We start from the raw sequence: 22,868 nt of genomic DNA on the forward strand, positions 1-22,868 counted from the left end.
GACCAGGGCGAACGTTGCCTGATGCGGCACTAGGTTGGCTGACGTGAGTACGCGGGGGCGGAGTTACCGATACGTCGGACCGGTCGAGCTGAAGGCTGCGGTCCGGCCTGACAGCGGCGGGTGCCCGATCGGCTCGGCGACTGACTTCGACAGCTGGATCGCTGAGCTATCGGCAGCAGAACTGGCCGAACCGTTCACCTTCGTGGTCGGCGTGGACGGTGTGCTTCGGCTGGCGCCGCGACGGAGCGAGCACGTGGCCTGTGCCGGCGGAGCCATGGTCTTGAGTGCCGGCGAGATTGGTTTCGTGCGCGAGCGGGACCGGTGGACTGTGAACACGGTCAGCAACCAGTCCACCGGATACTGCCCCGACATTGGCTCCTGGTCGGCAGTCGCTCGTGCTCTGGACGACGTAGGGATCGAACGGCCCTCCAGCTTCACCCACGAGGTGGTGTTCCGCCGGTGTCCTGACTGCCAGGAGCACAACATCGTGCGCGAGGACGACTTCGTCTGCGTCTTCTGCGGCAGTGATCTGCCGGAGACGTGGAACGTGGATCCCATCGTGTGATGGCCGAGGGTCACAGCCACTCGTTGATGGCCGCGACGAGGACGGTCGCCTCGTAGCGGACCGCGAGTTTGTCGTATCGCGTGGCGACAGCGCGGTGTCTCTTGAGGCGGTTGATCCCGCACTCCACCGCGTGGCGCTCGCGGTAGTCGACCGGATCGAAGCGCGGTGGTCGGCCACCGCGGGAACCGAGCTTCCGGCGGTGGCGGGCCTGGTCGGCCTTGTCGGGGATGGTGCAGCGGATCCCGCGGCGGCGCAGGTAGGCACGGTTCTTGCGGGAGGCGTACGCCTTGTCCGCGCGGACCCGGTTGGGGCGGACGCGTGGCCGGCCCGGACCGAGGCGGGGCACGCGGACCTTTGCCAGGACGGGTTCGAACTGCGGCGAGTCCCCGCGCTGCCCGGCGGTCACCACGATCGCCATGGGCTTCTGGCCCTGTTCGACGGCCAGGTGCAGCTTGGTGGTGAACCCTCCGCGCGACCGTCCCAGTCCGTGATCTCCGGGCTCTTCATGGACACCGCCTGGTGGTTCCTTCTGCAGGTCACCCTGCCTTCGGGCTCCAGCCGCATGCTGGTGGGCACGGCAGACCGTGGAATCGGCGCTCAGGTCCCACACAATCATTCCCTTCGCGTCGGCCAGGGACTGGAGCCGGGTGAGGATGTGGTGCCAGGTGCCGTCCCGCTGCCATCGGCGGAACAGGTCGTAGACCCGGTTCCACGGCCCGTACTCGACGGGCACGTCCCGCCACGGCACACCGGTCCGGACCCGGAACCGTATGCCGTCGATCAGCTGCCGCCGAGGCCAGACGGGTGGCCGCCCTACCTTCTCCCCCTTCGGCAACAACGGCTCCAGCACTGCCCACTGCTCGTCCGTGAGATCTCCCCGACCCATGAACCGTGATCATTCACAGCCCAAGATCCACTTTCGATACACGGCCTAGCACCGACACCATCCTGCGGCAGGAACAGTCCTCCTCAGCAGCCCTGGAGAGGCCGGGGCAGGGCAGGACTGCGAGTGCCCGGCCTGTGGTGCGTGGGAGGAGGGGCAGGTGTACGGAGCGCCGTGGTGCGCACTCCGTCCCGGCCTACCAAGATTCCAGCATTGCGATCATCACAAAGTTTTGCGATGATCGCAAAATGGATGGGACTCAAGAACTTGCCGCCCTGTGCCACCCGCTGCCCGAGCCGGGCTCGGTGACACCAGAGGAGTGCTTCACCGACGCCTGCGAGAAGACGGTAGAGCTGCGCGAGGAGGAAGCCTTCCGCCTGGAGGCCGCCGGTGAGGCCATGGGCGTGGATCCGCTGCTGCTGGCGCTGGACGGCCTCAGGACGCAGAAAGAAGCCGTCGACGCACAGATCCGCCGACTGCTGGCCTACGGCCGCGAGTTCCACGGCAGCCACCCCTACGGTCTGGAGGAGCTCGCCCGGCGCTCCGGCTACACCTTCTCCGGTGTGCGTACCGCCTACGGCGAGAGGGAGATCCGGGCCGTCGCCGAGCAGATCGGCCGGCAGCCCAACCGTCCCGCGCGCCCCGGCGCTGGCAAGACGCGATGAGCGCGGCAGAAGCAGGAGCGCCGGGAAAGGCGGGAGCCATGGTCCAGGAGATGTTTTCGCTGCGTTCTGGCCGTGGGGCTGCGCCTCTGTACCGGCAGATCGCGTCGGAGCTGCGCGGACAGATCCACAGCGGCCGTCTCGCGCCGGGTGCGCGGCTGCCGTCGATGCGCGAGCTGCAGAAGCGGTATGCCGTCTCCAGCCTGACGGCACGTTCCGCCCTGAACCTCCTGCGCACCGAGGGCCTGGCCGGCGCCGTACCGGGCCGGGGCACTTTCGTCACCTCCCCCTCCCCCTCGGAAGTGGCAGGGCAAGAGGGGCAAGGCCGTCGCTGCGAACAGCTGGAGGAGATCTTGCGCGAGGTCCTCGGCCACCTCCGGCCGCAGGGACACCCCAGCTGGGAGCTGAACACCTGCCTGGTGACCGATGAACAACTGGCCAAGTGGCGGGCGGCGCTGGGCGCTACTGATCAGCGGCAGACACAGTAGCGGCGGCCGTGCTGCACCGGTGTCCTCCACAGCCGGACCGGACGCCCGCCCGGGGTGGGCGCCCGGCAGGGTGAACAACCCGGGGTGAGGACCCCACCCGCCGCACCGCCCGGTGACAGAATCGTCCCGCCCCTCCCCCGCCAGTGACCCATCCGGCCACCGGTACCCGGTTTACCCGCACGCATGAAGGAGTTGGGATCGTGAATCACCAACCTGGGGACACCTACGCGTACTGCTTCTCCCACGGCTGCCTCCACGTCTTCGAAGCCGGCAAGGAGCCTTCGTGCGGCGCGACGTGGGTAGCGTTCAACGCGGCTTGCGAAGAGGAGGCTCTGGAAGCCAAGGAGGCGGCCTACGGAGACGCCCGGTTCTTCGACGAGCTCTCCTTGCCCCACAAGCTGGAAGTCCTCGAGACCCGCGACACCTGGAGGGAAAAACCGGCGCCACAGCAGCCCTGACAGGGCCCGACAGAAACCATGGGGGCGGACGAGGAACCGGGCACGGCATCACCCGGGCCAGACCGCCCGCCGGCGCGCGGCCGCTAAACGGTCTGCCTGTATCAAGGCACTGGCCGACCAGGCGGAGGCCCTGTACCGGACCGGATGGCACTACACCCCTTCAGCAGCTGCCGTGGCCCTCGACCCTGCCTGGCCGCCGGTGAGCGCGGCCTGACCCGAGAGAGGTCACCACTCCCCCATGCGCCGACCGTCCCGCGCGCCCCACCGCCGGCAAGAAGCGATGAGCACGGCAGGAGGAGCACTGGGAGGGCGCGGTCCAGGAGGTGTCTTCGAAGCGCTCTGGCCGCGGGCCTCCGTCTCTGCAGTGGCAGGTGACGTCTGCGGTCAGCGGTAGTCGTCGGGGTGGTCCTGCATCCATGTGTTGATGAAGTCGCGGGTGGCGATGAGCTGCTTGTGGTGCTTCTTCAGGTTCTCGGAGGAAGCGTCCGCGCCGAGCGTGTTGTTGAGTTCGGTCATCTTCTGGATCGGCTCGGGGAAGTGCCCGGGTCCCTTGGGGTCGTTCTTCATCGCCCGGTCCAGTTCCTGGAGTTCCTTGTTCACACGGCCCAGGAAGTAGTCGCAGTCCTTCGCGCAGGAGTCGTTGAGTGTGGCCTGGAGGGTGGCGAAGGCGTCCCGGACCTTCTCGCCGGTGGACGGCGCGTAGGCGTTGTCCGGGTAGGGGGTTGCGCCGGCCCTGTCGGGGCCGGCCGCTCCTGCGCCTGATGCGGGGCGGTCGGGCTCGGGGGTTGTGCCGCAGGAGACGGCCAGGGCCGCCAGGACGGCGGCGGCTAACACGGTGCCTTGCACTGACTTCTTGTGGATCATGTGGGTCCCTTCCCGGTGGCATAGAACCAGGCGAGCGTATACGGCGTGGTTGGGCTCACGGCTTGCAGTGGGCGCCCGGCCGGAGGGATGCGTTCGGATCTCTCCGGACGGAGGGCGGATGCACGCCCGGTGGATGTCCCGGCTGGAGGGGCCGCGTCGGCGATCGCCGAGGACCAGTCCACCTCACCCCGGGCCCCGAGTTCGTCCAGTACAGCCCGCACGGACGTGACGTGAGACAACCTCTACGCCTCGCTTGGCGCCGCCGACCTGGCGGCCTGCTCGATCTTCGCGCAGTAGGCCGCGCGGGCTTTTTCGTCGATCTGCTTCTCGTGTTCGGGGCGCAGCTCGGTCCGACCGTCGAGGCCCTCGCACAGGATGTCGGTGTGCCCGGCATGCCGGGCGGTCTCGCCGAGGACATGGATCATGACGGCGAACCGGTTCGTGTTGGTATAAGGCTCGGGCCACCACGGCACGCGGCCGGAGGCGTCCAGGGCAAGCACCTCGATCGTCGCGTCCGAGTGTTCCCACGCGCGCCGGTAAAAGCTGATGATCTGCTCACAGGTCTCATCCTTGGTGGCCCACAGATCGCTGCCGTCGGAGTCCTGCCACCGGCACAGCGGTTTCGGTGAAGGACGGCCGAAGACCTCGCCGAAGTACCTGGCCTCGACCGTGGCCACGTGCTTGACCAGGCCGAGGAGGTTGGTCCCGGTCACCGTCAGAGGCCGGCGGGCGTCGTACTCGGACAGGCCGTCAAGTTTCCAGAGCAGCGCCTCGCGGTCCCGCCGCAGTCTCCCGTGCAGGTTGTCTTTCGCGAATGCATCGATCATGCGGCACGAGCCTGCCACTGGCCGCTCCTATTCTCAAGATCACGTATGCGGTCCGCAATGACCGGCAGAGCCGAGGCCCGGCCACGACTGCCGCCCTGACCTGCTACAAGAATCTCGCGAAACTTGCCACGTGAGACAATTTCTTAGGGTGGTGCCGCCATGCTCACCAGCCGGACGAACACGCTCAGTCGATGCCCCACGAGCACCTCCAAGATCAGGTCTTGGAGACAGCCTGCGGGCAGGTACTGACTTCGGCTTGTCGGGGTACCCCTGGGGTATCCAGGGGTACCCCGACAAGCCGAAGTCAATAAGCAGCAGATCGTGCGACCGCTCTGGGCACTTCGGCTGGTGAGTCGGCAGGGCGCAGCTCGTGAACGGACACTGAATCACACCGTCGGCGGTTCCAGGTGGACCGCGTTACGGAACCGGAACCCCAAGGCGTGAACGAGCGCGAAGACCAAGTCCTCCGCCAGCGGATCACACTCAGTCACCAGGGCAGCCCTAAGCGCCACCAGGTCCGGCTGAAAACCGGCCCCTCGAGCCCAGGCTGCAGCTCGCTCGCTCACCTTGACCGAATCACCGATCCACTCACCAGGCAGGCCGCAATCCCGCGCCATCTCCGGTGACAAAGCACATTGCCATGACAGGTCATCGGGGCTCGCTGCCTGAACGGTCGCGAAGTCACTGTCGACCACATGGCAGACCAGAACAGAAGCGCGCGTCTCGCCGATGATCGAAGGCTCCGGATCCGTGATGGGACACGCTTGCAGGATCTGCCACTCGCCATCGCGCGCCAACCACAACGGCACACAGTCCGACGCCCGTATCGCCGCCAACTCCGTCAGCGGCCGACCGGCTCGCGCCACGATGAAAGACCCCGAGAACCCCATGACCGGGAACCATAGCCCCGATCAATGACGCCGCTGATTACCCGGCCAAGGCTGGGTGACGAGCCACTGACATGGAGGCCTCAGTCCTCCTCGGGTGCGTCGTCGAAGGGCGAGGGGTAATCGTCGAGGGTCGGCATCCGCAGGAGTTCGCTGGTGACCGGGACCCACGGCGACAGGTCCTGGCCGGTGGCCCGGCGCATGGCGACAATGTCGGTGAAGGAGATGCCCGGCAGGATGCCGTCGGCTCACTGGACGCGCATCCAGGGGACATCACGCGGGCCGGTGAAGTGGTCCTCGATCTTCCAGACCTTGAGCCGGAACCACAGCGACCGGTAGTAGTGCCCCGCCGGTGCGGGACTGGCCCAGTAGATGTCAACAATCTCGCCCTGCCCGGCTACGGCCCTCTCTGGTCAGCAGACGGCGGGCCTGTGCCAGTGCGACGGCGGGGATGTCGCTGAACACGGTACGTCCGTCGGTCTGCCAGGCCTGGTCAGTGCTCTCGACGTGCCACACATGGTGCCGGGTACGCATCGCCTCGCCGATTAGGTTGAGGACCTGCTGGCGCCATGCGGCGATGAGGAAGTTCGCTGCCGACACAACACCCAGCAGCGCGTCCTTGGCCAACCGGTCCGAAGCAGCGGGGCTCTGCTGCCGATTGGCGGTCGACTCGGGGTCGGCGCCGAGCCAGAGAGGCTCCCGTGCCAGAGTGCAGCGGGCGTGGTCGGTGAGCCGGGACCACACTTCCTTGGGGAAGCTACGGTCGGGGTCGCGGGGGATGGTGGTAGCGAAGGTGTCGAACCAGCGTTCGGCCCGCATGCCCTCTCTCATTATCTTCCAGCCCAGGGGGTGGTGGGGGCATTCGAAGCCCTGGTTGTCGCCCCCACAGCAGGTAGACCTCTGCCGCGCCGAGGAGTGCCTCCTCCAGGGTCTCGTAAGTGAAGGCGTCGCTGCGCCGCAGGCTCACCCGCCCCAGAGCGGGATACCAGTCGGCGAGGTGGCCGGCATGGACCAGCCGAGCTCGTCGGCCACCTCCCCAAGCCGGCGCAGCTCCTGCCACGAGGCCAGGCTCGACAGCTTCACCCCGTCCCAGCGGCGGCGTTCCTCGGGGGTGAAGCCGTCCCACTGCGAAGGTGCGGGAGCGCTGGTCTGGCTCTGCGTGGTCGCGGTCAGGGCGCACCGTGCCTGGCTGAAGGACACGGCGTGCTCGGCCATGTAGGCGCGCACGGCCCGGTCGTGCTGGCGGGTGGTGTTCTTGGACATGCCGATCCTCGTCCCCGGCCCGGCACTCCACGCCTCGCGGGCCGCTGGAAGACCAAGCGTGCCGACAAGAAGAACTGCACTGTGGGGCAAGAGAGTTGCAGGCTCTCGGCCTCGGGGTTCCCCTCGCGGCGTGGGCGCGGGAACGGGGCAGCAGGCCGGCGCACCGGCCCTGTGCCGCCCATCGTAGTGGAGGGAGGATCAGCGGTCCGGGGCCTGGCTGCCGGGATGCGATTGTCCGGGAGGGGCAAGGGGGGCGGTCCCTCCCGGACCGGGTACTGCTGGGGATGAGCCCCGGGGCGGGCGTCTGCAGAACGCGGAGCCGGTTGCGGGGATGCGGTAGGGGCGGGCTACTCGCCCGCGCTCGCGGTGCCATTGGGGTAGAGCGCGAGGAGGCGGCAGCCGGTCTCGGACTGCGGCCAGTGCACGCTGCCGGCGGTGGCGGTGATCAGCGTGCCCGCCGGGTGGATCTGCTGGCCGTCGTGGAACTGGCCTTCCAGGACGAAGAGGATCTCCGGGGTCTGGTGGAGTTCCTCGCCAAAGACGGCGCCGGGTTCGAAGTCGATGAGCATCGCCGACAGCTCGTCATGGGTGCCGTCGCGCAGCGTCGTGACCGTGATGCCGTCCTTGACCTGGTGTCGTGATGCCTGGTCGGCGTGGGTGACGTCGAATCCTGCGAGCATGAGATGGGGTCCTTTCCTTGTGTTCTTCAGGGGCATGGGGGTGCGGGGTGGCCGGGCCGGAATCGCGTTGGGCCGGTCCGACAGGCGGGACGCTGCGCGCCGGCAGGCTCCTGCGGCTCCATCTGGACCGGCTGACCGGCCGGGTCCGGGTCAGACTCGCCGACGGAGCCGTCCCCTCGCCCGGCCAGCTCCCTGTACGACGGATGGCGGTCGCTGTAGCCGGGCGTACGGGCACGGCCCGGGCACGGCAGGAGCGCCCGGGCCGGTCGCGGCCGATTGCTGTCGGCGAGGCCGGTCGGGGCGGGTTCCGTGCCGGTGCCCCGGTTATCGAGCTGCACTGCGCCTGCTCCTACGGCGTCGGTCGTTCATCCCTCACGGGTATGAACGAGCGCTCGGCGGGTTCGGTGTCGGCGGGCAGGGGTTCCAGTACGAATTTGCCGAGGTAGGACATGGATGCGCGGCCACGGAGTGAGGGTGCGTATGCGGTGCGCAGGCAGGTGGCTGCGTCGGCGTAGCTCTCGGTCTCGGTGTCGGTGTCGGTGTCGATGGTGATCCTCATGGCCGCAGCCACTCGGGGAGGGTGTCCAGGGCGTGCTGGAGCTGTCTGAACTCCGTTTCCGTGGTGGGGGCCACCAGGCGCAGGCCGGAGGCTGTGCCGCGCGTGGCGGTGGTGAAAAAGCAGGCGGTGATGCCGTGGGTGTGCAGGTGCTCGAGGACGGGGTGCGGCGGGTCGGGATGCTGGAGGAAGCGGTGTGAGGGTTACTGCGAGGATTGTTCGCACGGCTGGTGTGAGCAGGACAGCGGGTCGGTCACGCCCGAGGACATTCGGCAGGCTCTGCTGCAGGCGCACGGCGCGGTGCGGCTTCGCCTGTCCGGGCAGACACCACATCTGGTCGGGGGACTGCGGGCCCTGCGCGGTGACCGGGAGGTGTCCCTTGCCGCGGCACGGGCGCGGGCCGTACAGCTTGCTGGAGATGGTCTGATCGGCACGCTCGTCGAGATGGAGATCTTGGCGGTGCACCTGCGCGCTCAGAACATCGCCGTCGGCATCGAACCCGTCGCCTGACGCCGACCGGTAGTACGCGTGAGACTTCACGCGGGTGGAGCAGACCCCTCGGGGTGTTCGTGAAGTGTCTTCGTTTGGGCCTGGCTGACGCGGTGGCCGGGAGCGCTGCGAGATCGGACAAAGGGCGCAGCGGCAGGGCTGGGGCCGGATGAGGCAGGCCCAGTATGCCTGTGGTGGGCGTGAGAAGGTCCCGGCGCCGCGAGCGCGGGATCGGGACCGGGGGTCAGTCAGTGGGGCGTGCGGGGGCGTATGTGACGTCCGGGCGGACACGGACGATCTTGTTCATGGTCCGGCGAGCCTCGGGGTCGGGGGCGAGGATGTCGCGCATGCCGTGCGCGGCGGCCTCAGCGCCGGATTCGAACAATGGCATCGGTGAGGTGTAGTCCCGGATCGCCTCAGCGGTTTCTACGGTGATCTGGCTGTCAGCGAGAGCCACGCGCAGTGCCAGGAGCTGGTCACGGTCATGGCAGCCCGTCCAGCCTCCGCAGATACGCGACTGGCCGTCCTTGCCGCAGAAGTGGTTGATGAGACGAGCTCACGGTGGAGCAGCGGAATGCGCTGCGGGAACTGAGCGTGGGGTGTGCGTGACAGGCATGGTTGGGAATCTGGTGCCGCCGGGCAGGAAGGCGGTCAGGCCCAGAAGGCGTCGGTGACGGTGATCTGTGGTTCGGCATGGCGACGGATGAAGTTGTAGATGAGCCAGCCGCGGCCGCCGGCGAGATCGGCGATGTGTTCACTGCCCGGGTTGGTGGAGGTGAGGGGGCGGACGCTGATCCAGTGGGGCAGGTGAGCGTCGGCGTCGATACCCCGGTAGTAGGGGTCGGTGGCGGTGATCAGTTCCGCACGGACGGCCAGGACGAGCTTGCGGCCGTCGGCAGGCATGTTGTCGAAGGTGTGGCGGGCCTGGGCGGTCCAGTCCATCTGCCAGGGTGGGTGTGGCGGGTGGGGCTGGTCGGTCACCGGCCGGGCTCCACTGCGGCCGCGATCGCCCGCAGGCGGCTGTATTCGGCAAGTAGGGGCCCAGATTCGTTCGGGTCGGTTTCCTTGGCTGCGCGGGCCTGGAGGTCGGCGAGGTGTGCTTCGAGTTCGGGGTCGCGGGCGATGGCGTACTGGGTCCACCACAGGTGCATGAACGCGGGGACGGGTGTGAGGTTGAAGGTGTCGGCGATGGCGCGCCGCCAGTGGGCCTCGAAGTCGGGCAGGAGGTGCGGGGCGTGGTCCTGGATGGCCAGGCGCAGGGCCTGGGGGGTGCGTTCGGGCATGGGAGGCACCGGGCGAGGACGGTTGGTGCCGGGGTCTTCGGAGTGCAGGGGCTGTGCGGTCATGGCGGGGGTTCTCCTGGGCGCGGGGCGGGCCGGTCAGGCCGCGTCGGCGCTGTCGTCGGCGGCGGCGGGTGGGACGGGTCCGGGCTCTGCGGCCTCGGGCTGGGTGAGCTGTTGATAGTGCTCGAACCAGTCCGCAGGCACTAGGTAGGCCAGCGTCTTGCCTTTGCGGGTGATCGCGGCCGGCTCGCCCGCGATACGGGTCCGATCCAGGATTTCCCCCATTTGCTTACGCAGATCGATCGTCGTATACATCCTTGGCTCCATAGTCCCGATCCTACCTCCAACTATCATAGTTGCGATAGTTGGGTCTGTCTGTAGAAATCCCCCGCACCCGACCACGGCCGCATCCTCCGAGCCCACGGCATCAAACCAGTCACCCAAGGACAGTCACTCCCGGGAGCATCGGTGCTGCGTGGCGCACCCCCCTGGTTGCAGGGGTATGCGGCCCGTGCGTGCTGCAAGCTGTGCGCCGGGGGATCGGGTGACCGTACCTTCCGGCTGCGGGCTCTGGATTGGGCGGAGGAGAGCGGGATGAGTGGCCGTGTGCAGTGGCCGATGGAGCGTGACAGGGATGCCGCGCTGGTCATCAGGACCGGCTACGGTGACGAGCAGGCGTGGACGGCGCTCATGAGGACCTGGGGCGAGGAGGATGACTTCGAGCCCTACGTCCATCTGGTCGACGACCCGCAGTGGAGAGGGATCACACCCGCGCAGGTCATGTCCATGGCGTCCGGGACTGCGGAGCGTTACAGCGTGGTCTATCTGGCTGATCACGTCTCGATGTGGCAGAGCCCTTGCACGCTGCTGACCCTGTCCCTGCGGAGCAGGGACCAGTGCGAAAATGATGAGGAGTTCGAGATCTACGGCGATATGTTCCGTACGGTGCCGCATGGGGTGCACGAGATGAACGTGAACCTGATGATCGCCAATCAGGGTTTTGACGAGGTCGCGGATATGGCTGGGGAAGATCCCGAAGGTGTCTTCCGAGGCTTCACCGGCTGAAGCACTCAGCCGCCACTCCCACCGAACAGACCCCCACTCCGTCAACCGAGCTCCTTGCCGCCGGTGATACCTCTCAGCCCTGACGGGGATGGCGGCAGGGCTTGCGTGGGCGCCGGACGGTGTCGGTGCCCACTTCGGCGGCGTCGGCGGAGGAGAACAGGCTGGGCACGCCCGGGCGCGGCAGCACCTGCGCTCGGCTCCCCTGGGCCTGGCTCTGGGTGGTGGGCTTGCTGGTGGTGTGTCGTGCGGGGGCCGCGGCGCGGGCCAGGATCCGGGCGTGGGGGATGTGGGGTGCGCACATCGCGCAGACTTCCTCGACGATCCACACCTGGCCGACGATCGGGTCGTGGCGCAGGATCATCACCACTCCGCCCGCGCACAGTGTCTTGTCCCTCGGACGTGCTTCGCAATGATCTGAATGGTCAGCGGTTGGTGAACCGGTGGCCGGATCGCAGTGACACACCCCATTGATGTGTCAGAAGCAGCGGCGGTACCACCATCGTGATTGCCAGCCCGACCGCCTTGGCCTCCGCATGACCAGAGCCACGCGACCCCGCCCGATGAGGAGGAGTCCTTGAGGGCCAATCCCGCCACCTGCAGGACCTGGGCGGTGATCACCCCGAGTTTGTCGGGCTCTGTGTTGCAGTGGCCGGTGTCGCGACAGTGCCTATGGGGTGAGCAGGGGCGGCCCCGTGACGTGCGAAGGAACACGAGGCCGCCTTGCCGTCCTGTCGGGGCGGTTAAGGCATACCGTAGAGGGGCGGAACGATGAGCGCATGCCCAAGGACGCAGACAGGTGATGGCCTTTCAGCTCACCGGATCTGTGGGCAGCCGGCTGCGAGGTCGTTCACCAGGGAGGGGAACTCGATGGCGAGGGGTGCCGATAAGGCGAAGAGGTTCCAGGTTTTCAGTCCCTTCAGCCCCTGCTTCTCTATTGTGACCGTTCTGACCTGGCCTTTTGCCCAGGGGCTCACAGAGGGTCGGTCTCGGTGAAAGGCCTTACGCGTACCACTCGAGCCTGCCGGTCCGGTAAAGCAAGCCGTGCGAGTCAACCGGACAGCACTGCCTTCCATGACGAGACGTGAGGTCTACGACGCAACAGTGCCCTGCGTTCACGTTCAGTCATACCGCCCCAGACACCGAACTCGATCTGTTCATCAAGAGCTTCGGCTAAGCACGGTATGCGGGCAGGGCAACCAGTGCACAGGGCTTTGGCCCGGTTCTGGTGTGCGGTTGCTCCGAAGAGTTGCTCGGCGTCCCCCTGTCGGCAGACGGCGCTCTCGCGCCAGTGCTCACCGCTCTCACGCACGCGTGCTCTCCCGTCGCACTCAAGACGCCCTTGCGCGTTAACCCTATGCCGTCGAACGAACGTGGTTCGACATGCCCAACTGCCTTTCAGACGTGGGGTGAACGGGCTCTTGGCGCGAGGTGTTTCACCTTCCCCGTCTGCCGGTCCCGTCAGTTCGCCGGGGATGTTTTCGGGCTGCAGCAACGGGATTTGGCCAGTGGCGAGTAACATCCGGCACCAATGCCCATCATTTAAGGAGCGTGGACTGTAGTGCCGAACGAGCTGGACAGCACCTCGATTCACACCAGGTACACAGAGCAGCTCACCGCTGACCTCGAGGCCAATCGTGCCGAGCAAGCGTCGATCGCCGCCCGTCTGGAGCAGTTGCGGACGGAGGAGAAGTGGCTGACCGCAACGCTGGACTCCATGCCCTCTTCCGCACCGGTCAGCAGCGTAGTGGCCGGGTTGGATGAGGCCGTACGAGAAGCGGCCGTACCCCAGCCGCGGGAGACCCGGGAGGCGGCCCCTGCTCAGAGGGCGGCGGTGAAGAAGGCCTCGTCGGCGAAGAAGGCGACGGTCAAGAAGGCCTCGCCGGTGAAGAAGCCGACAGCAAAGAGGGCGAAGGCACCGGCCAAGAAGACGGCGCCGGGAAAGACAGCGCCGAAGAAGGCCGCCAGCAGTACGTCAGGGGCGCAGCCGACGCTTGGCACGCTCATCGACAGCCTGCTGGGGGAGAAGTTCCTCGGCGAGCCGCTGAAGGTCAGTGAGATCCACGCGGAACTCGCCGCGGCGCACGCCGAGCGTTCAACCTCGGTCCAGGTCGTCCGCAACGCCCTGGAAGGCCTGGTGAAGAAGAACAAGGTCGAGAAGGACACCCGCCAAGGCGTCGCCCTCTACACCAAGCCCAGGACCGCAGACACTGCCGATGCCGGCACCGGGGCTTCCGCACCGGCTGGTGAACCCGCCGAGACGGTCACGGCCGGAGCCTGAATGGTCCAACGGCCGGGCTCGGCTGCTTCGGCGGATCGCAGGGCGCCAAGCGCTCTACGGAGCCCGGCCGTTACGGGCCGGTTGGTTGTAGAGGAGAAGAACTTTTCCGATCTGCCATCCCTGCTGTTCAAGGTCTCGTACCGGCTGGTCTCTGCAGTCAGAGGGTGCGTTCCGATCAGGGCTTCTGCCTCGCTGGAGGCTTCGGAAGTTTTCTCCAGGAGGCTTCGAACGGCGCCTGTACCAGGAAGCAAAGAGGTCGATAACAGTCACGTTGCCCTTGGCGAAGCGGCTGTCAGGCTGCGAATGGCACAGGTGGCGCCTGCCACCGGACTCGGACGCTGTCCTGGTTCACAACCCGTGCTCGTCCATCAGTCTCATCAGGTTCCGCTTGCGCTTCTGGGCGGTGCGCAGATCAGCAGCATAGGCAGTGAAGAGCTCTGGCGTACCAAGGTGGTCGTGGCAGTCACGGATGCTCAGGAGCAGGCTGACGAGCTGCTCGTAGGCGCGGTCGCCTGTTTGCCGGGTGAGCGGGGTGACCAGGCGGTGGTAGACGGTGAGAGCGTCGCCGGGGCGGGTGGCGTGGGATTGGCTGGCCAGTGCGAGCCACTGGTTGTCGCGGGCGCCGCTGTCGGTGGCCACCTGCCAGGCCGTGTCGATGTCTTCGTCGTCCAGTAGGACATCGACCAGGACATGGCTGCTGTGAGTGTCTTTCGCGGTGGTGGCGGACCGGAGGAGGTTCAGGGCTTCTTCTCGCTCGGCCGGCCAGCGGCCGGTGGCTCGGGCGACGGTGCGCAACTGCCGATAGGTGAGCAGGGTACGGCGGGCTATGAAGTGCTCGCGGCGCAGCGCGAGGGCATCGGTGAGCCGATCGGCCCGCTGGTAGCGGTCGGCAAGGTAGTCCACCAGGGCGGTGTCTACTGCGGCAAGATCCTCGGTCTCGTCGATGCCGCGCTCGGCCCATTCAAGGGCTTCGGACGGACGGGCTACGGTATCGAGTTCGCGGGCGATGAGCAGGTGAGTGTGACCGTTTGCTGCGAGGTCTGCGGCGTGCATGGCGATGAGCGTGTCGGTGTCCTGCTCCGACTTCACGAGTCGTTGCATGAGCTGTTTCTCGGCCCAGCCGGTGCGATTGGCCTGCCATGCGTTGACCGCATGACGACGTAGAGAGGCCATCCCCCGCTCCCCCAGCAGGTCCTTGTACTTGAGGGGGTCGATGTCCGTCAGATCGGACGCGTCATCGAGCGCATGGGTCACCAGCCAGTGCGCGAGTTTCTCGGAGTCGAAGCGAGCTTGCCCACAGGCGTCGTAGTGAGCGTCGGCCAGGTCGCCACCGATCTGGGTGAGCGATCCGTCGGAGTCATCGATGCTTTCGACCACTGCTGCCAGCAGGCTGATGGCCTCTTGAGCCAGGACCATCGCATCACTCGGCCGGCCTGAGCCGATCAGTGCCTTGATCGCGGTCACTGCCTGGCCAGCCTGGTCGGCGTAGGCCTGGGCATCGGTGTACTCGACATAGCCGTACCGGGCGAACGGTCCGATATCGAACAGCTCGCGGATACGGGCCCGGATGCCGTCCAGGTCTCCGCAGGCGCTCGCCGCCTTCAGCTCCAAACGGCGGCGCAACTGTCGGTCCCCGGCTGCTTCTTGCTGCAGGAGTGCCAGCAGTTCCTTTCTTGACAGGCTGGACAGCCAGGCGTCGAGGCCGTGCGCTCGGCCTCGGGCCAGCTCACCTCGTCGCAGGACATCTGTTTCCTGTGAGATCACTGTCAGGCCCAGGGCGACCAGGTGCTTGCAGAAGTTGCCTTCCTGGCCGTATGGGCAGTCGCATCTGCCGGACAGTCGTCCGCGTTTACCCAGGAGCAGTTCTGCCTCGTATCGCTCCGTGCCATGTACGAATGCTCTGATCCAGCCGTCACCCACCTCGAGTCCGGACACCGCGTCGGTGTAGCCGAGCCCGCGTTCAAACGAACGCTTCCCGGCCATCTGCGCCAGCTTCGCCTCGGTAAGACCGCCCACGCTTCTCTACTTCCCGGCCATGATCCAGTGAGGCGAGAACCGAGAGGTTGTGCTCGCCTGCCTCAAGGACGAGCAGCCTGCGGCCGCGTAGGGATGAGCCGGCATCCCCGCTTCCCTAGGATGGACAGGTGAGGTCCATCCTTGATGCCCCTCGAAGACGATCTCGTGGAGATCCTCGTATCCTCCCCCACGCCACATCCTGAACCTGAGAAAGATCCCTGTGCACTGCGACGCTTCTCTTTGTGCGCGCGTACGTCCGCCAGGGACTGAAGGGACTGGAAAACCGGTTCAGGCCACGGTGGCTTCGGATCCGCGCTGGGAGCGAGCGGTCTTGCTGCCCACCTGGCCCGGCTGGATCGTTCGCGGGTCTACTGCTTCGCCAGGTGCCCCGGCGCGGTACAGCCCGTCGGGCTCGGCGTCACGGTCGTGGGGCAGCAGGTAGAAGACGCGTCGTTTCTGCAGGCCGCTGTCGGGGTCGGCTTCGGCGCTGTCGCTGAGTTCGGCGAAGCCGATCATGCGGCCGTCGCGGTGGTATCGGGGCTTTCCCCGGCGCCGGGGGGTCTTGTCCAGGGCCTGGCGGACGTAGTCGAGGTCTTCGGGGTCTTCCAGCCACACCACTTTGTCCTCGTGGGTGAGGTCGCTTGCCGTCAGTAGCGAACTCATGGCCTGGATCCCTTCTTGATCATGTCGGCCCGTGCAGGGCCCGGTTTCCTCCACGCCGTACCCGGCGCCGATGTCGGTATACGGCCGGCGGTCACTAGGCCCGGCACTTGGGTGGCTCGGCTCATTCTTCATCCATGGTAGGTGTGTCGGTCGTCTTCCGGGAGCACGCGTTCCGGCTTCGTGCTGAGGCTTACCCGTCTGCTGCGCGCTGAGGGGGTCAGTCGTCTGCCAGCAGCGCGAGCCCGGGATAGAACTTCTGTCCGTTGGACCGCAGCATTTCGCTGGGTGAGGCGACACCTACCTCGGCCCGGATGCGTGTGGCGAATGCGCGCGTGGTGGCCGGGCGCAGTCCTTCGCCGTCCTGGCACCAGCTGCTGTAGGCGCGGTAGAGGGCTCCCTGCTCGACTCTGAGGTCGCGGGGTTCTTCCAGGTCGCCGCCGGTGGTGCAGCACTCGGCGAGGAAGCGTCCGATGTGGTCTTCGGTGGTGGCGTATGCCTGGGTGGCGGTGCGGACCACGCTGGGGCCGGTGAGGGCGGGCTTGGTGGCCAGGTAGGCCTTGGCGCCTTGGATCATCCAGTAGAGGATGCCGGGGCCTTCGTCGTGGACGAGGATCTCGGCGAGGTTGTCGATCTTGCGGTGGTCGGGGACCACGCGTTCGAAGGGGATGAGGCGGATGCGTCGCCAGAACGCGTGGCCGCCGGTGCCGACCTCGGGGCGGTGGTTTCCCAGCAGCCACAGCTTGTGTGTGGGTTCGAAGCTGAAGAAGTCCTGACGCATGCGTCGGGCTTTGAGGCGGTCGCCGCCGGTGAGGAGTTTGACGCGGGCTTCGTCGAACTTGTCGTGGGGCTTGAGCTCGCTGCATACGAACAGTCGGCGGCCGTGGAGTTCGGTCAGCTCGGTGGAGTGTTCGTTGAACTTTCCGCGTTCCATGAGGAAGCCGGGGGGTGCGACGTCGGCGTAGTCGCCGAGGATCTTGATGACGACGTCGAGGAGTGCGGATTTGCCGTTGGCGCCGACGCCGTAGAGGAAGGGCAGGACCTGGCCGCCGACGTCGCCGGTGATGGAGTAGCCGAGCAGGAGATGCAGGAAGTTGATCATCTCTTTGCCGCGGTCGTCCTCGCCGAAGGTCTGGTCGAGGAAGCTGTGGAACCGGGGGGTGGGGATGGCTTCGGGGGCAAGGTAGGTGGCCCGGGAGTGCAGGTCGCGGGTGGGGTCGGGCTTGTGGAGTTCGCCGGTGCGCAGGTCGACGACGCCTGCCGGGGTGCACAGAGCGTATTTGTCGCCGTCGAGGCTGTCGGGGTCGAGGGCGAGCTCGGGGGATGCTTTGGCCTGGGTCAGCATGGCCTTCACGCCGGAGGTGGACATGGCGCGCTTGCGGTGCTGGATGAGTTCCCGGTCGGTGAAGACGCCGCGGGGATCGGCGATGGGCAGATCCTCGGCCATGTCGCCGGCGGCCCAGATGGCGGCCTTTTCTCCTCCGGTGCGCTTCCACCGGTACTCGTCCCAGACGTACCAGCCCAGTCCTTCGACGTGGCGGAATCGATCATGGTACAGGTGGGCGAAGAGTTTGGCGTTGCCACGGTCGCTGAGGTTGGCGAGCAGCCCGGACTGGACGAAGTCGGAAGGATCTGTGAGAACCGGGCCTGCGTTCTTCTGCGGGGGATGCAGGCGCTTGGACGGTTCGGCCGCGGGCTCGTCACCGAACGCGGCGAGCTGTTCGGCCGCCGCTTGGGCGTTGAACCCGGTGCTTCCGGCGCTGCTCATGTGCGTTCCTCGGGTCGGATGGGTCGGGTGCTGCCGGCACGCATGCCGGTCTCGACGATGTGGGCGTTTCTGCGGGGCTGGTGGGGCCGGGCGCGTGTAGCGGTCTCGATGAGCAGCTGCCGGGTCTCGATGCTGTTGAGGTAGCCGGTTTGGACGAGTCCACCGGCTGTGAAGGCGACTCGGTTGAGTTTTTCACTGAAGGCTGCTCCTTCGGGGACGGCTCCGCAGTCCTCTACCTCTTTGAGGAGGGCTGTAAGGACATGGGGGGTGTTTGCGGGGCGGGGGGAGCTCGGTGCCGGGGATTTCGAAGGTGCTGGAGCGTCCGCGCGGTGTCCGGTGCGGGTGAGTTCGGCGACCAGCCACAGTGGGAGCGGAGCGGGGATGCGGGCTCCGGGCAGGGCTTGGTAGGCGCCGGTTGTGGTGCGGGTGCCGGGCGCGACGATGTATCCGTTGGCTGCGCGGATGTCGACCTGCCAGGCGAGCGCGGTGCGGTTGCTGGATCCGCTGGAGGACTTGAACGCGGGGGCGTGGCGGGGCGTGCGGTACCAGATGTGCATTCCACCGGAAGGGGTCTGTACGCGCAGGGTCGAGGTGTCCGCGCAAGGGTTTGGTCGGCGTCGGTAGGCAGCTAATAGAGCGAGCGTGTCGAATCCGCTGCTGAGCCCGGCAAGGTCGACGGAGTCGTGGATGGAGATGCCAGGCAGCAGCCGGGACCGATCAGGCAGGCGGTCGGCGTGAGTGTCCACGTCGACGACGACTAGGCGGGAAGGGCCGCAGGCAATACCGATGCCGAACTCCGGCTGGATGGACCACCACTGCTGGAGGGTGTGCAGGTCGGTGGTAGCGGCGTGAAAACCGTGACACCAGCCCTGTTGTACGTGGCAGGGACAGTTCTGGGGCTGATGGGCTCCTGCTGTACAGGCTTGGCAGTTAGGGGGAGGTGTCTTGGCACCGGGAGTAAGAGGATGCACTGCGAACCCATGCCGAGCCATCCAGGTTGCGACATGCACAGGACGGACGGACACAGGCTCTTCCTTGGCGGCACAGAGGAGGTGATCGAAGGGACTGAGGGACTGAAGGGACTGAAGATTCCCTAACCCTGGATGCTAGCGCAGCGCCGTGGGCGACTCGCGCATGACCTCACCCTTCTTTGAAAATTCGGTCCCTTCGGTCCCTTCAGTCTCTGTTCGGTCACTTGGCTGGAAGACCTCCAGCCCGGGTCATCCACTCGGACTTCCCCTCCCCCTGCACACCCTCCCCGTTCGAGAGGGCTAAAGCAGGACTGAAGCGCCTCGGTCCCTGACGCTTCAGTCACTACATAAACCTGCAGGTCAGCGGGCTGGGGCAGCCGGTTCAGGGACTCAAAGGGACTGAAGGGACTGAAATCTCTAGTTATGAGCGGCTCAGGCTTCAAGGAGATACATACGCCCGCGCATACACGCACGCACGTAAAGGCTGGAAACATGAAAATTGAGTCCCTTCAGTCCCTCAGCGGTAGAGCTAACCGCTCTGACCTGCAGGTTTCTCCAGGGACTGAAGCTGCAGGGACTAAACAGCCCAGGGTCTCAACCTGGAGAAGCACTGACCTGAACACCAGAATCATGCTCGAGCATTCACAGCCGGTCAGGGTCCAAAGACCGTCAACGAACCACCACAACCGACTGACATCCCAGATCAGCCCCTGAGCACAAGGGCCGTGCGATGAACCTTGAGGGGACTGCCGTCCAAGCCGCACGACGCCTACGCCGGCCTCGTCGTCCCGCAGCAGACGGCAGCGGCTTGCTGAGTGACCGCTACTACCCGCTGGACGGGGGGACTTCCCCACGCTGCTGGTGCGCTTGCCCTATGGCCGGGGATTCCCCTGGGCGCCGATGTACGGGGCCCTCCTGGCTGAGTAGGGCTTCCACATCGTCCTCCAGAGCTGCCGCGGCACCGGCGGCTCCGGCGGCGATCTCCACCTCTGGCGCAACGAGGCCGCTGCCGGCCAGGCCACTACCGTCTGGTTGCGTCGGCCGCCCTGGTTTTTGGGCGTCCTTTGGGGACCGTTGGTCTCAGTTACCTCGGCTGCGTCCAGTAGGCGCTCGCCCTGGACCCGCCCCCTGAGCTGCGCGCGATGATCGTCCAGATGGGCATGCACGATCCGCACGGCTTCTTCCACCCCGGAAGCGCGTTCTGCCTGGAGAACGCGCTCGTCGGTGGCGTAGGCCTTACCGCACAGCACCAGGGCGTACCAAGCTTGCTGCGGGTAACCCTGCGGCTGCAGCGCTGTCTGAGAAGGGCTGCCCCCGACCTCCCCCTCGCTGAGGCATACCGGTCCGCCCCCGGAGGTCCAGTGCCATTCGTCGAGAGGGGGCCGATCGTCGGCGGGATGGGGCTTTCGCGACATCAGCGAGCTGATAACACTCCGCCAGATGACTGGCCAGGCCACCCGCACAGCCCATGTCGCATCCTCATCACGAGCCCGTGAAGACCGCTGTGACGTACGGTCGGGGCACGGCCTCCGACAGGACGGGAGCCCAATGGCCAGCTACCCGTGCCCCCGAGCACGGGTAGCCGACCGTTTTTTCCGTCCGTCTTGTTTCAGGCCGCCTCGGTAAGGCCGTCGATCACGGCCATGACGTCAGGGTGATGCTTCAGCGCCATGCGGGCCTCGACTAGTCCGGTGCCGCGCTCGGACTTGCTCCAGTACGGATGCGTGGCTACTGCGATTGAGAGCTCACGCACCAGATCCCACAGCCGCTTCTCCTCCGCAGCCTGCTCTGGGGTGTAGCCAGGGCTGTTCTCCCGGCCTGGGAGGACCTCCTTGGTGTGCGGATGCTCCGTGCCGGGCCAGCCGGGCAACGGCTCCACCGACCACGGCAGGCTCTTGAGCAGCGCCCGGTAGGCGGCATGCGCCTGGTGGAGCCGGGCCTGGAGGTCCTTCAGATCGACCGGGAAGCCGTACGGATCCTTCGGCTCCTCATCGGGAGATGCGTTCTCACTCACGGATTAATGCTACTCCTGTTCGATTTCGGGAGGCGGTTCGACACTCCGCCCCGCGGACACACCACTCCGATAGCCTCCTCTCCCCCACACCCCCCTGTCATGAACTCCACTGCCGGTACAGCGGCCGTCAAGGACCGGCCGCATTTCCTCATGGGTCCTGCTCACTCGTAGAGTTCGGGCAACACATAGGCCCGATCGTCCTGTCCGACTCTCCCGGAACTCCCCCATGCGAGCCGACCGCACAGCCGCCACCCCCGTCATCGAACACGTGCGGCACCTGATCGCCCAGCGCCCGCACCTGCCGGTGGCCGCGATCGCCCGGTACGCCGGCGTTGCCTCCTCCACCCTGAAATCCCTGCTGCGCGACACCCGTCACGAAAAGAGCCAAGACCAAGCCCAGGACCGTACGGTCAGCCCAACCATCGCCCAGCGCCTGCTGTCGGTGAGGGCGGTCGATCTGCCGTGTCGCGACCGCGGATACGGCGGCCGCTCCACCGACGCCACCCCCGCCATACGCCACGTGCAGACGCTGCTGTCCGCGCACCCCGCGCTGTCACAGGCCGCTGTCGCACGAGCGGCCGGCATATCGCCCAGCACCCTGGCCGCCGCACTGCACGACGTGACCGCTGGCCGGCCCCGGCGTATCCAGCAGGCAGCTGCCCAACGGCTCCTCGTCCTGGATCCGGATCTGCTTCTGATCGCCGCCCTTACACGCCGCAGCGACACCACCGACCTGCAGCAGGTCATCGACCATCTGCACAACCTGCAACTGCGCTACGACCGCGCCAGTCGCTCCTTCATCGCCCGCACCGCGGGCGTCAAACCCAGCACTCTGTCCTGCGCCCTTCTCGACCACGTCCGCAACCCCCGACGCGGCATCTACACCGCCATAGCCCAGCGGATCCTCGCCCTCAAAGACCTTCCCCCACCGGCCTGTCCGCGCCGCATCCAGATCACCGACACCGGACTGCTACGACGCCTGCAAGCCCTGTGCACCGCCGGCTGGACTCTGAAGAACATCGGCGCGGCAGGCGGCATCAGCGCCAAGACGCTTACCGCCTTCATCGGCCATCCGCACAGCACACCCGCCCTGCGCGGAGCGATCCTGGCCGCCTGGGAAGAGCTGGCCCACCAGCCAGGCCCCTCCCCCGCCGCCCGTCAACGCGCCCAGGCCAAAGCCTGGGCACCGCCTCTGGCCTGGGACAACGAGACCATCGACGATCCCGCTACCTCACCCAACGGCATCCGCACCCCCGCCCACCAGTCCCCCTGGACCCCCGACCTCCTCCATCATGAACTGAGCTTCCTCACCCACCTCGGCCTCAGCAAAGCCCAAGCCCTCAAACGCCTCGGCCTGGGCACCAGACGTGCTCACCAGATCCTTGGCCACACCGCTCTGACCGTCGGTAAGGGTCCTCGGTCGATCTCGATGTGAGGCGTGAGCAGGGTGTCTTCAATGGGGACGGCCTGCGGAGAGATGAGTTGTAGAGAGGTACTCGGCGGCAACCGCGTATGGCGGCAGCGACTGGGCTGCTTCAGTCGCTTACTCTGCATTGCTGAACAAAACAGCAGGTCAGGCGGTATATGGGTGAAGAGAAAGCGACTCAAGGTGTCTACATAAGACACCTACGAGTGATCCACGCAAGCAGCATGCGGAACTCAGTCACTTCAGTCACTGCTGACAGGTGTGCAGGGCTCTGAGCTGGTACTTTACCGAGCGACTGAAGTCGGCAGCAGTGGCTTGATCAGTCACTGGCTGTGCGGGGTAGCGACCGGACTTCCCTGGCCGTTGCTTCTGCGGTGGTACGGCGAATCCCGGCACTCGGCTCATCCGTCAGGGAGATGGCCGTTGCGGTGGTCGTGGTGTCCACTGCGCCGGACAGCGGCTGTCTGTTGCTGCCGCATCAGGGCCGCGTGTGCCTGCCGGCTCAACAAAGGCCGCGCTTCTTCCGCTCGGCTTCGATCAGTTTCTCCATGAGGTTTCCTGGGCTCACCTCGCATTTGGCCTCATGAAGGGCGTCATGGTCTTGAGTGAGCCTCTTTCATCCTGAATAGCTCCAGGTCAGCAGGGTGTGGATGGCTTGGACGAGGGTGCCGATGCGGCGGGTGGAGCATCGGGCGCGGCGGAGGATGCGCCAGGACTTCAGCTGCGCGAAGGCCCGCTCTCCCGGTGCCCGCAGCCTGGCGTGGT

General features: G+C 66.7%; 29 protein-coding genes and 1 pseudogene. 10 read left to right on the forward strand and 20 right to left on the reverse strand.

The features are described 5' to 3' along the window. Positions 1-43: 43 nt before the first annotated feature. A complete protein-coding gene (locus ACFY7E_RS31125; RefSeq protein ID WP_389490772.1) occupies positions 44-565 on the forward strand; it encodes a hypothetical protein in 522 nt (173 codons plus the stop codon). A gap of 10 nt (positions 566-575) precedes the next feature. On the opposite strand, the gene ACFY7E_RS31130 is transcribed toward ACFY7E_RS31125, so the two are convergent. Then, on the reverse strand, positions 576-1,451 hold the full coding sequence (locus ACFY7E_RS31130) for an IS5 family transposase (RefSeq protein WP_389490774.1): 876 nt from the start codon (positions 1,449-1,451) through the stop codon (positions 576-578). Between the two features lie 245 nt (positions 1,452-1,696). On the opposite strand from ACFY7E_RS31130, the gene ACFY7E_RS31135 reads away from it, so the two are divergent. From ACFY7E_RS31135 to ACFY7E_RS31145, 3 genes are all read left to right on the forward strand, one after another. Further along, positions 1,697-2,113, forward strand: coding sequence for a hypothetical protein (locus ACFY7E_RS31135; protein ID WP_389490777.1), 417 nt, complete (start codon positions 1,697-1,699; stop codon positions 2,111-2,113). Between the two features lie 38 nt (positions 2,114-2,151). Further along, on the forward strand, positions 2,152-2,598 hold the full coding sequence (locus ACFY7E_RS31140; protein WP_389490779.1) for a GntR family transcriptional regulator: 447 nt from the start codon (positions 2,152-2,154) through the stop codon (positions 2,596-2,598). A gap of 200 nt (positions 2,599-2,798) precedes the next feature. After that, positions 2,799-3,056: a hypothetical protein gene (locus ACFY7E_RS31145; protein ID WP_389490782.1), complete on the forward strand. Its 258-nt coding sequence runs from the start codon at positions 2,799-2,801 to the stop codon at positions 3,054-3,056. A 384-nt stretch (positions 3,057-3,440) separates the two neighbouring features. On the opposite strand, the gene ACFY7E_RS31150 is transcribed toward ACFY7E_RS31145, so the two are convergent. The 7 genes from ACFY7E_RS31150 to ACFY7E_RS31180 form a co-directional block, all read right to left on the reverse strand. Continuing rightward, positions 3,441-3,920, reverse strand: coding sequence for a hypothetical protein (locus tag ACFY7E_RS31150; protein ID WP_389490784.1), 480 nt, complete (start codon positions 3,918-3,920; stop codon positions 3,441-3,443). Positions 3,921-4,162: 242 nt separating this feature from the next. Then, the gene (locus tag ACFY7E_RS31155) at positions 4,163-4,747 is read right to left on the reverse strand and encodes a DinB family protein (protein ID WP_389490785.1); all 585 of its coding nucleotides are present in this window, start codon (positions 4,745-4,747) and stop codon (positions 4,163-4,165) included. 386 nt (positions 4,748-5,133) lie between these two features. Beyond that, positions 5,134-5,637 carry a hypothetical protein gene (locus ACFY7E_RS31160; protein ID WP_389490787.1) on the reverse strand — a complete coding sequence of 168 codons (504 nt, stop codon included), beginning with the start codon at positions 5,635-5,637 and terminating at the stop codon, positions 5,134-5,136. Positions 5,638-6,009: 372 nt separating this feature from the next. Continuing rightward, the gene (locus tag ACFY7E_RS31165) at positions 6,010-6,453 is read right to left on the reverse strand and encodes a hypothetical protein (protein WP_389490790.1); all 444 of its coding nucleotides are present in this window, start codon (positions 6,451-6,453) and stop codon (positions 6,010-6,012) included. 144 nt (positions 6,454-6,597) lie between these two features. Next, a complete protein-coding gene (locus ACFY7E_RS31170) occupies positions 6,598-6,897 on the reverse strand; it encodes a hypothetical protein (RefSeq protein ID WP_389490792.1) in 300 nt (99 codons plus the stop codon). A 347-nt stretch (positions 6,898-7,244) separates the two neighbouring features. Next, the gene (locus ACFY7E_RS31175; protein WP_389490794.1) at positions 7,245-7,577 is read right to left on the reverse strand and encodes a cupin domain-containing protein; all 333 of its coding nucleotides are present in this window, start codon (positions 7,575-7,577) and stop codon (positions 7,245-7,247) included. A gap of 349 nt (positions 7,578-7,926) precedes the next feature. Next, positions 7,927-8,136, reverse strand: coding sequence for a hypothetical protein (locus ACFY7E_RS31180; protein ID WP_389490796.1), 210 nt, complete (start codon positions 8,134-8,136; stop codon positions 7,927-7,929). A 32-nt stretch (positions 8,137-8,168) separates the two neighbouring features. Here ACFY7E_RS31180 and ACFY7E_RS31185 point away from each other — a divergent pair, with 32 nt between their 5' ends. Further along, complete coding sequence (locus tag ACFY7E_RS31185; protein ID WP_389490798.1) at positions 8,169-8,333, forward strand: hypothetical protein; 165 nt, start codon at positions 8,169-8,171, stop codon at positions 8,331-8,333. A gap of 100 nt (positions 8,334-8,433) precedes the next feature. Then, positions 8,434-8,643 (forward strand): hypothetical protein, encoded by a 210-nt coding sequence (locus ACFY7E_RS31190; protein WP_389490800.1) that lies wholly within the window; start codon positions 8,434-8,436, stop codon positions 8,641-8,643. Between the two features lie 223 nt (positions 8,644-8,866). Here ACFY7E_RS31190 and ACFY7E_RS31195 read toward each other — a convergent pair whose 3' ends face one another. The 4 genes from ACFY7E_RS31195 to ACFY7E_RS31210 all read right to left on the reverse strand — a co-directional run bounded on the left by ACFY7E_RS31195 (position 8,867) and on the right by ACFY7E_RS31210 (position 10,220). Continuing rightward, a complete protein-coding gene (locus ACFY7E_RS31195; RefSeq protein WP_389490830.1) occupies positions 8,867-9,169 on the reverse strand; it encodes a DUF6283 family protein in 303 nt (100 codons plus the stop codon). A 104-nt stretch (positions 9,170-9,273) separates the two neighbouring features. Then, positions 9,274-9,603, reverse strand: a complete 330-nt coding sequence (locus tag ACFY7E_RS31200) for a hypothetical protein (RefSeq protein WP_389490802.1) — start codon at positions 9,601-9,603, stop codon at positions 9,274-9,276. Next, positions 9,600-9,968, reverse strand: coding sequence for a DUF6247 family protein (locus ACFY7E_RS31205; RefSeq protein ID WP_389490805.1), 369 nt, complete (start codon positions 9,966-9,968; stop codon positions 9,600-9,602). The genes ACFY7E_RS31200 and ACFY7E_RS31205 overlap by 4 nt, the downstream gene beginning before the upstream one ends. A gap of 33 nt (positions 9,969-10,001) precedes the next feature. After that, complete coding sequence (locus ACFY7E_RS31210; protein ID WP_389490807.1) at positions 10,002-10,220, reverse strand: type II toxin-antitoxin system prevent-host-death family antitoxin; 219 nt, start codon at positions 10,218-10,220, stop codon at positions 10,002-10,004. 279 nt (positions 10,221-10,499) lie between these two features. Between ACFY7E_RS31210 and ACFY7E_RS31215 the strand changes: the two genes are divergently transcribed. Next, positions 10,500-10,970, forward strand: a complete 471-nt coding sequence (locus ACFY7E_RS31215) for a DUF6924 domain-containing protein (RefSeq protein ID WP_389490809.1) — start codon at positions 10,500-10,502, stop codon at positions 10,968-10,970. Positions 10,971-11,043: 73 nt separating this feature from the next. On the opposite strand, the gene ACFY7E_RS31220 is transcribed toward ACFY7E_RS31215, so the two are convergent. Beyond that, on the reverse strand, positions 11,044-11,331 hold the full coding sequence (locus ACFY7E_RS31220; protein ID WP_389490812.1) for a hypothetical protein: 288 nt from the start codon (positions 11,329-11,331) through the stop codon (positions 11,044-11,046). A gap of 687 nt (positions 11,332-12,018) precedes the next feature. Further along, positions 12,019-12,279 (reverse strand): WhiB family transcriptional regulator, encoded by a 261-nt coding sequence (locus ACFY7E_RS31225; RefSeq protein ID WP_389490814.1) that lies wholly within the window; start codon positions 12,277-12,279, stop codon positions 12,019-12,021. A gap of 249 nt (positions 12,280-12,528) precedes the next feature. On the opposite strand from ACFY7E_RS31225, the gene ACFY7E_RS31230 reads away from it, so the two are divergent. Beyond that, on the forward strand, positions 12,529-13,248 hold the full coding sequence (locus ACFY7E_RS31230) for a hypothetical protein (protein WP_389490816.1): 720 nt from the start codon (positions 12,529-12,531) through the stop codon (positions 13,246-13,248). 348 nt (positions 13,249-13,596) lie between these two features. On the opposite strand, the gene ACFY7E_RS31235 is transcribed toward ACFY7E_RS31230, so the two are convergent. The 4 genes from ACFY7E_RS31235 to ACFY7E_RS31250 all read right to left on the reverse strand — a co-directional run bounded on the left by ACFY7E_RS31235 (position 13,597) and on the right by ACFY7E_RS31250 (position 18,684). Further along, positions 13,597-15,264 (reverse strand): SWIM zinc finger domain-containing protein, encoded by a 1,668-nt coding sequence (locus ACFY7E_RS31235; RefSeq protein ID WP_389490818.1) that lies wholly within the window; start codon positions 15,262-15,264, stop codon positions 13,597-13,599. Positions 15,265-15,552: 288 nt separating this feature from the next. Next, positions 15,553-15,927 (reverse strand): DUF6009 family protein, encoded by a 375-nt coding sequence (locus tag ACFY7E_RS31240; RefSeq protein WP_365548895.1) that lies wholly within the window; start codon positions 15,925-15,927, stop codon positions 15,553-15,555. A 217-nt stretch (positions 15,928-16,144) separates the two neighbouring features. Continuing rightward, the gene (locus tag ACFY7E_RS31245) at positions 16,145-17,692 is read right to left on the reverse strand and encodes a phage/plasmid primase, P4 family (RefSeq protein WP_389490821.1); all 1,548 of its coding nucleotides are present in this window, start codon (positions 17,690-17,692) and stop codon (positions 16,145-16,147) included. After that, positions 17,689-18,684: a bifunctional DNA primase/polymerase gene (locus ACFY7E_RS31250; protein ID WP_389490832.1), complete on the reverse strand. Its 996-nt coding sequence runs from the start codon at positions 18,682-18,684 to the stop codon at positions 17,689-17,691. Before ACFY7E_RS31250 ends, ACFY7E_RS31245 begins: the two co-directional genes overlap by 4 nt. Positions 18,685-19,599: 915 nt before the next feature. Between ACFY7E_RS31250 and ACFY7E_RS31255 the strand changes: the two genes are divergently transcribed. Further along, on the forward strand, positions 19,600-19,809 hold the full coding sequence (locus ACFY7E_RS31255) for a CocE/NonD family hydrolase (RefSeq protein ID WP_389490834.1): 210 nt from the start codon (positions 19,600-19,602) through the stop codon (positions 19,807-19,809). A 463-nt stretch (positions 19,810-20,272) separates the two neighbouring features. On the opposite strand, the gene ACFY7E_RS31260 is transcribed toward ACFY7E_RS31255, so the two are convergent. Continuing rightward, positions 20,273-20,677 carry a hypothetical protein gene (locus ACFY7E_RS31260; RefSeq protein WP_389490824.1) on the reverse strand — a complete coding sequence of 135 codons (405 nt, stop codon included), beginning with the start codon at positions 20,675-20,677 and terminating at the stop codon, positions 20,273-20,275. Positions 20,678-20,903: 226 nt separating this feature from the next. On the opposite strand from ACFY7E_RS31260, the gene ACFY7E_RS31265 reads away from it, so the two are divergent. Beyond that, positions 20,904-22,112: a hypothetical protein gene (locus ACFY7E_RS31265; protein WP_389490826.1), complete on the forward strand. Its 1,209-nt coding sequence runs from the start codon at positions 20,904-20,906 to the stop codon at positions 22,110-22,112. Between the two features lie 607 nt (positions 22,113-22,719). On the opposite strand, the pseudogene ACFY7E_RS31270 reads toward ACFY7E_RS31265, so the two are convergent. Then, positions 22,720-22,868: pseudogene (locus tag ACFY7E_RS31270) on the reverse strand (IS5/IS1182 family transposase); the annotation flags it as partial.

Source organism: Streptomyces sp. NPDC012825 (assembly GCF_042900925.1).
In the GTDB taxonomy this organism is placed as follows: Bacteria; Actinomycetota; Actinomycetes; order Streptomycetales; family Streptomycetaceae; genus Streptomyces.

Excerpts from the sequence above, each read along its gene's own strand:
- ACFY7E_RS31130 (WP_389490774.1), bottom strand. The coding sequence starts at position 1,451 with ATGGGTCGGGGAGATCTCACGGACGAGCAGTGGGCAGTGCTGGAGCCG.
- ACFY7E_RS31135 (WP_389490777.1), top strand. The coding sequence starts at position 1,697 with ATGGATGGGACTCAAGAACTTGCCGCCCTGTGCCACCCGCTGCCCGAG.
- ACFY7E_RS31140 (WP_389490779.1), top strand. The coding sequence starts at position 2,152 with ATGGTCCAGGAGATGTTTTCGCTGCGTTCTGGCCGTGGGGCTGCGCCT.
- ACFY7E_RS31150 (WP_389490784.1), bottom strand. The coding sequence starts at position 3,920 with ATGATCCACAAGAAGTCAGTGCAAGGCACCGTGTTAGCCGCCGCCGTC.
- ACFY7E_RS31155 (WP_389490785.1), bottom strand. The coding sequence starts at position 4,747 with ATGATCGATGCATTCGCGAAAGACAACCTGCACGGGAGACTGCGGCGG.
- ACFY7E_RS31160 (WP_389490787.1), bottom strand. The coding sequence starts at position 5,637 with ATGGGGTTCTCGGGGTCTTTCATCGTGGCGCGAGCCGGTCGGCCGCTG.
- ACFY7E_RS31165 (WP_389490790.1), bottom strand. The coding sequence starts at position 6,453 with ATGCGGGCCGAACGCTGGTTCGACACCTTCGCTACCACCATCCCCCGC.
- ACFY7E_RS31170 (WP_389490792.1), bottom strand. The coding sequence starts at position 6,897 with ATGTCCAAGAACACCACCCGCCAGCACGACCGGGCCGTGCGCGCCTAC.
- ACFY7E_RS31175 (WP_389490794.1), bottom strand. The coding sequence starts at position 7,577 with ATGCTCGCAGGATTCGACGTCACCCACGCCGACCAGGCATCACGACAC.
- ACFY7E_RS31180 (WP_389490796.1), bottom strand. The coding sequence starts at position 8,136 with ATGAGGATCACCATCGACACCGACACCGACACCGAGACCGAGAGCTAC.
- ACFY7E_RS31205 (WP_389490805.1), bottom strand. The coding sequence starts at position 9,968 with ATGACCGCACAGCCCCTGCACTCCGAAGACCCCGGCACCAACCGTCCT.
- ACFY7E_RS31210 (WP_389490807.1), bottom strand. The coding sequence starts at position 10,220 with ATGTATACGACGATCGATCTGCGTAAGCAAATGGGGGAAATCCTGGAT.
- ACFY7E_RS31215 (WP_389490809.1), top strand. The coding sequence starts at position 10,500 with ATGAGTGGCCGTGTGCAGTGGCCGATGGAGCGTGACAGGGATGCCGCG.
- ACFY7E_RS31220 (WP_389490812.1), bottom strand. The coding sequence starts at position 11,331 with ATGATCCTGCGCCACGACCCGATCGTCGGCCAGGTGTGGATCGTCGAG.
- ACFY7E_RS31240 (WP_365548895.1), bottom strand. The coding sequence starts at position 15,927 with ATGAGTTCGCTACTGACGGCAAGCGACCTCACCCACGAGGACAAAGTG.
- ACFY7E_RS31245 (WP_389490821.1), bottom strand. The coding sequence starts at position 17,692 with ATGAGCAGCGCCGGAAGCACCGGGTTCAACGCCCAAGCGGCGGCCGAA.
- ACFY7E_RS31250 (WP_389490832.1), bottom strand. The coding sequence starts at position 18,684 with ATGGCTCGGCATGGGTTCGCAGTGCATCCTCTTACTCCCGGTGCCAAG.
- ACFY7E_RS31265 (WP_389490826.1), top strand. The coding sequence starts at position 20,904 with ATGCGAGCCGACCGCACAGCCGCCACCCCCGTCATCGAACACGTGCGG.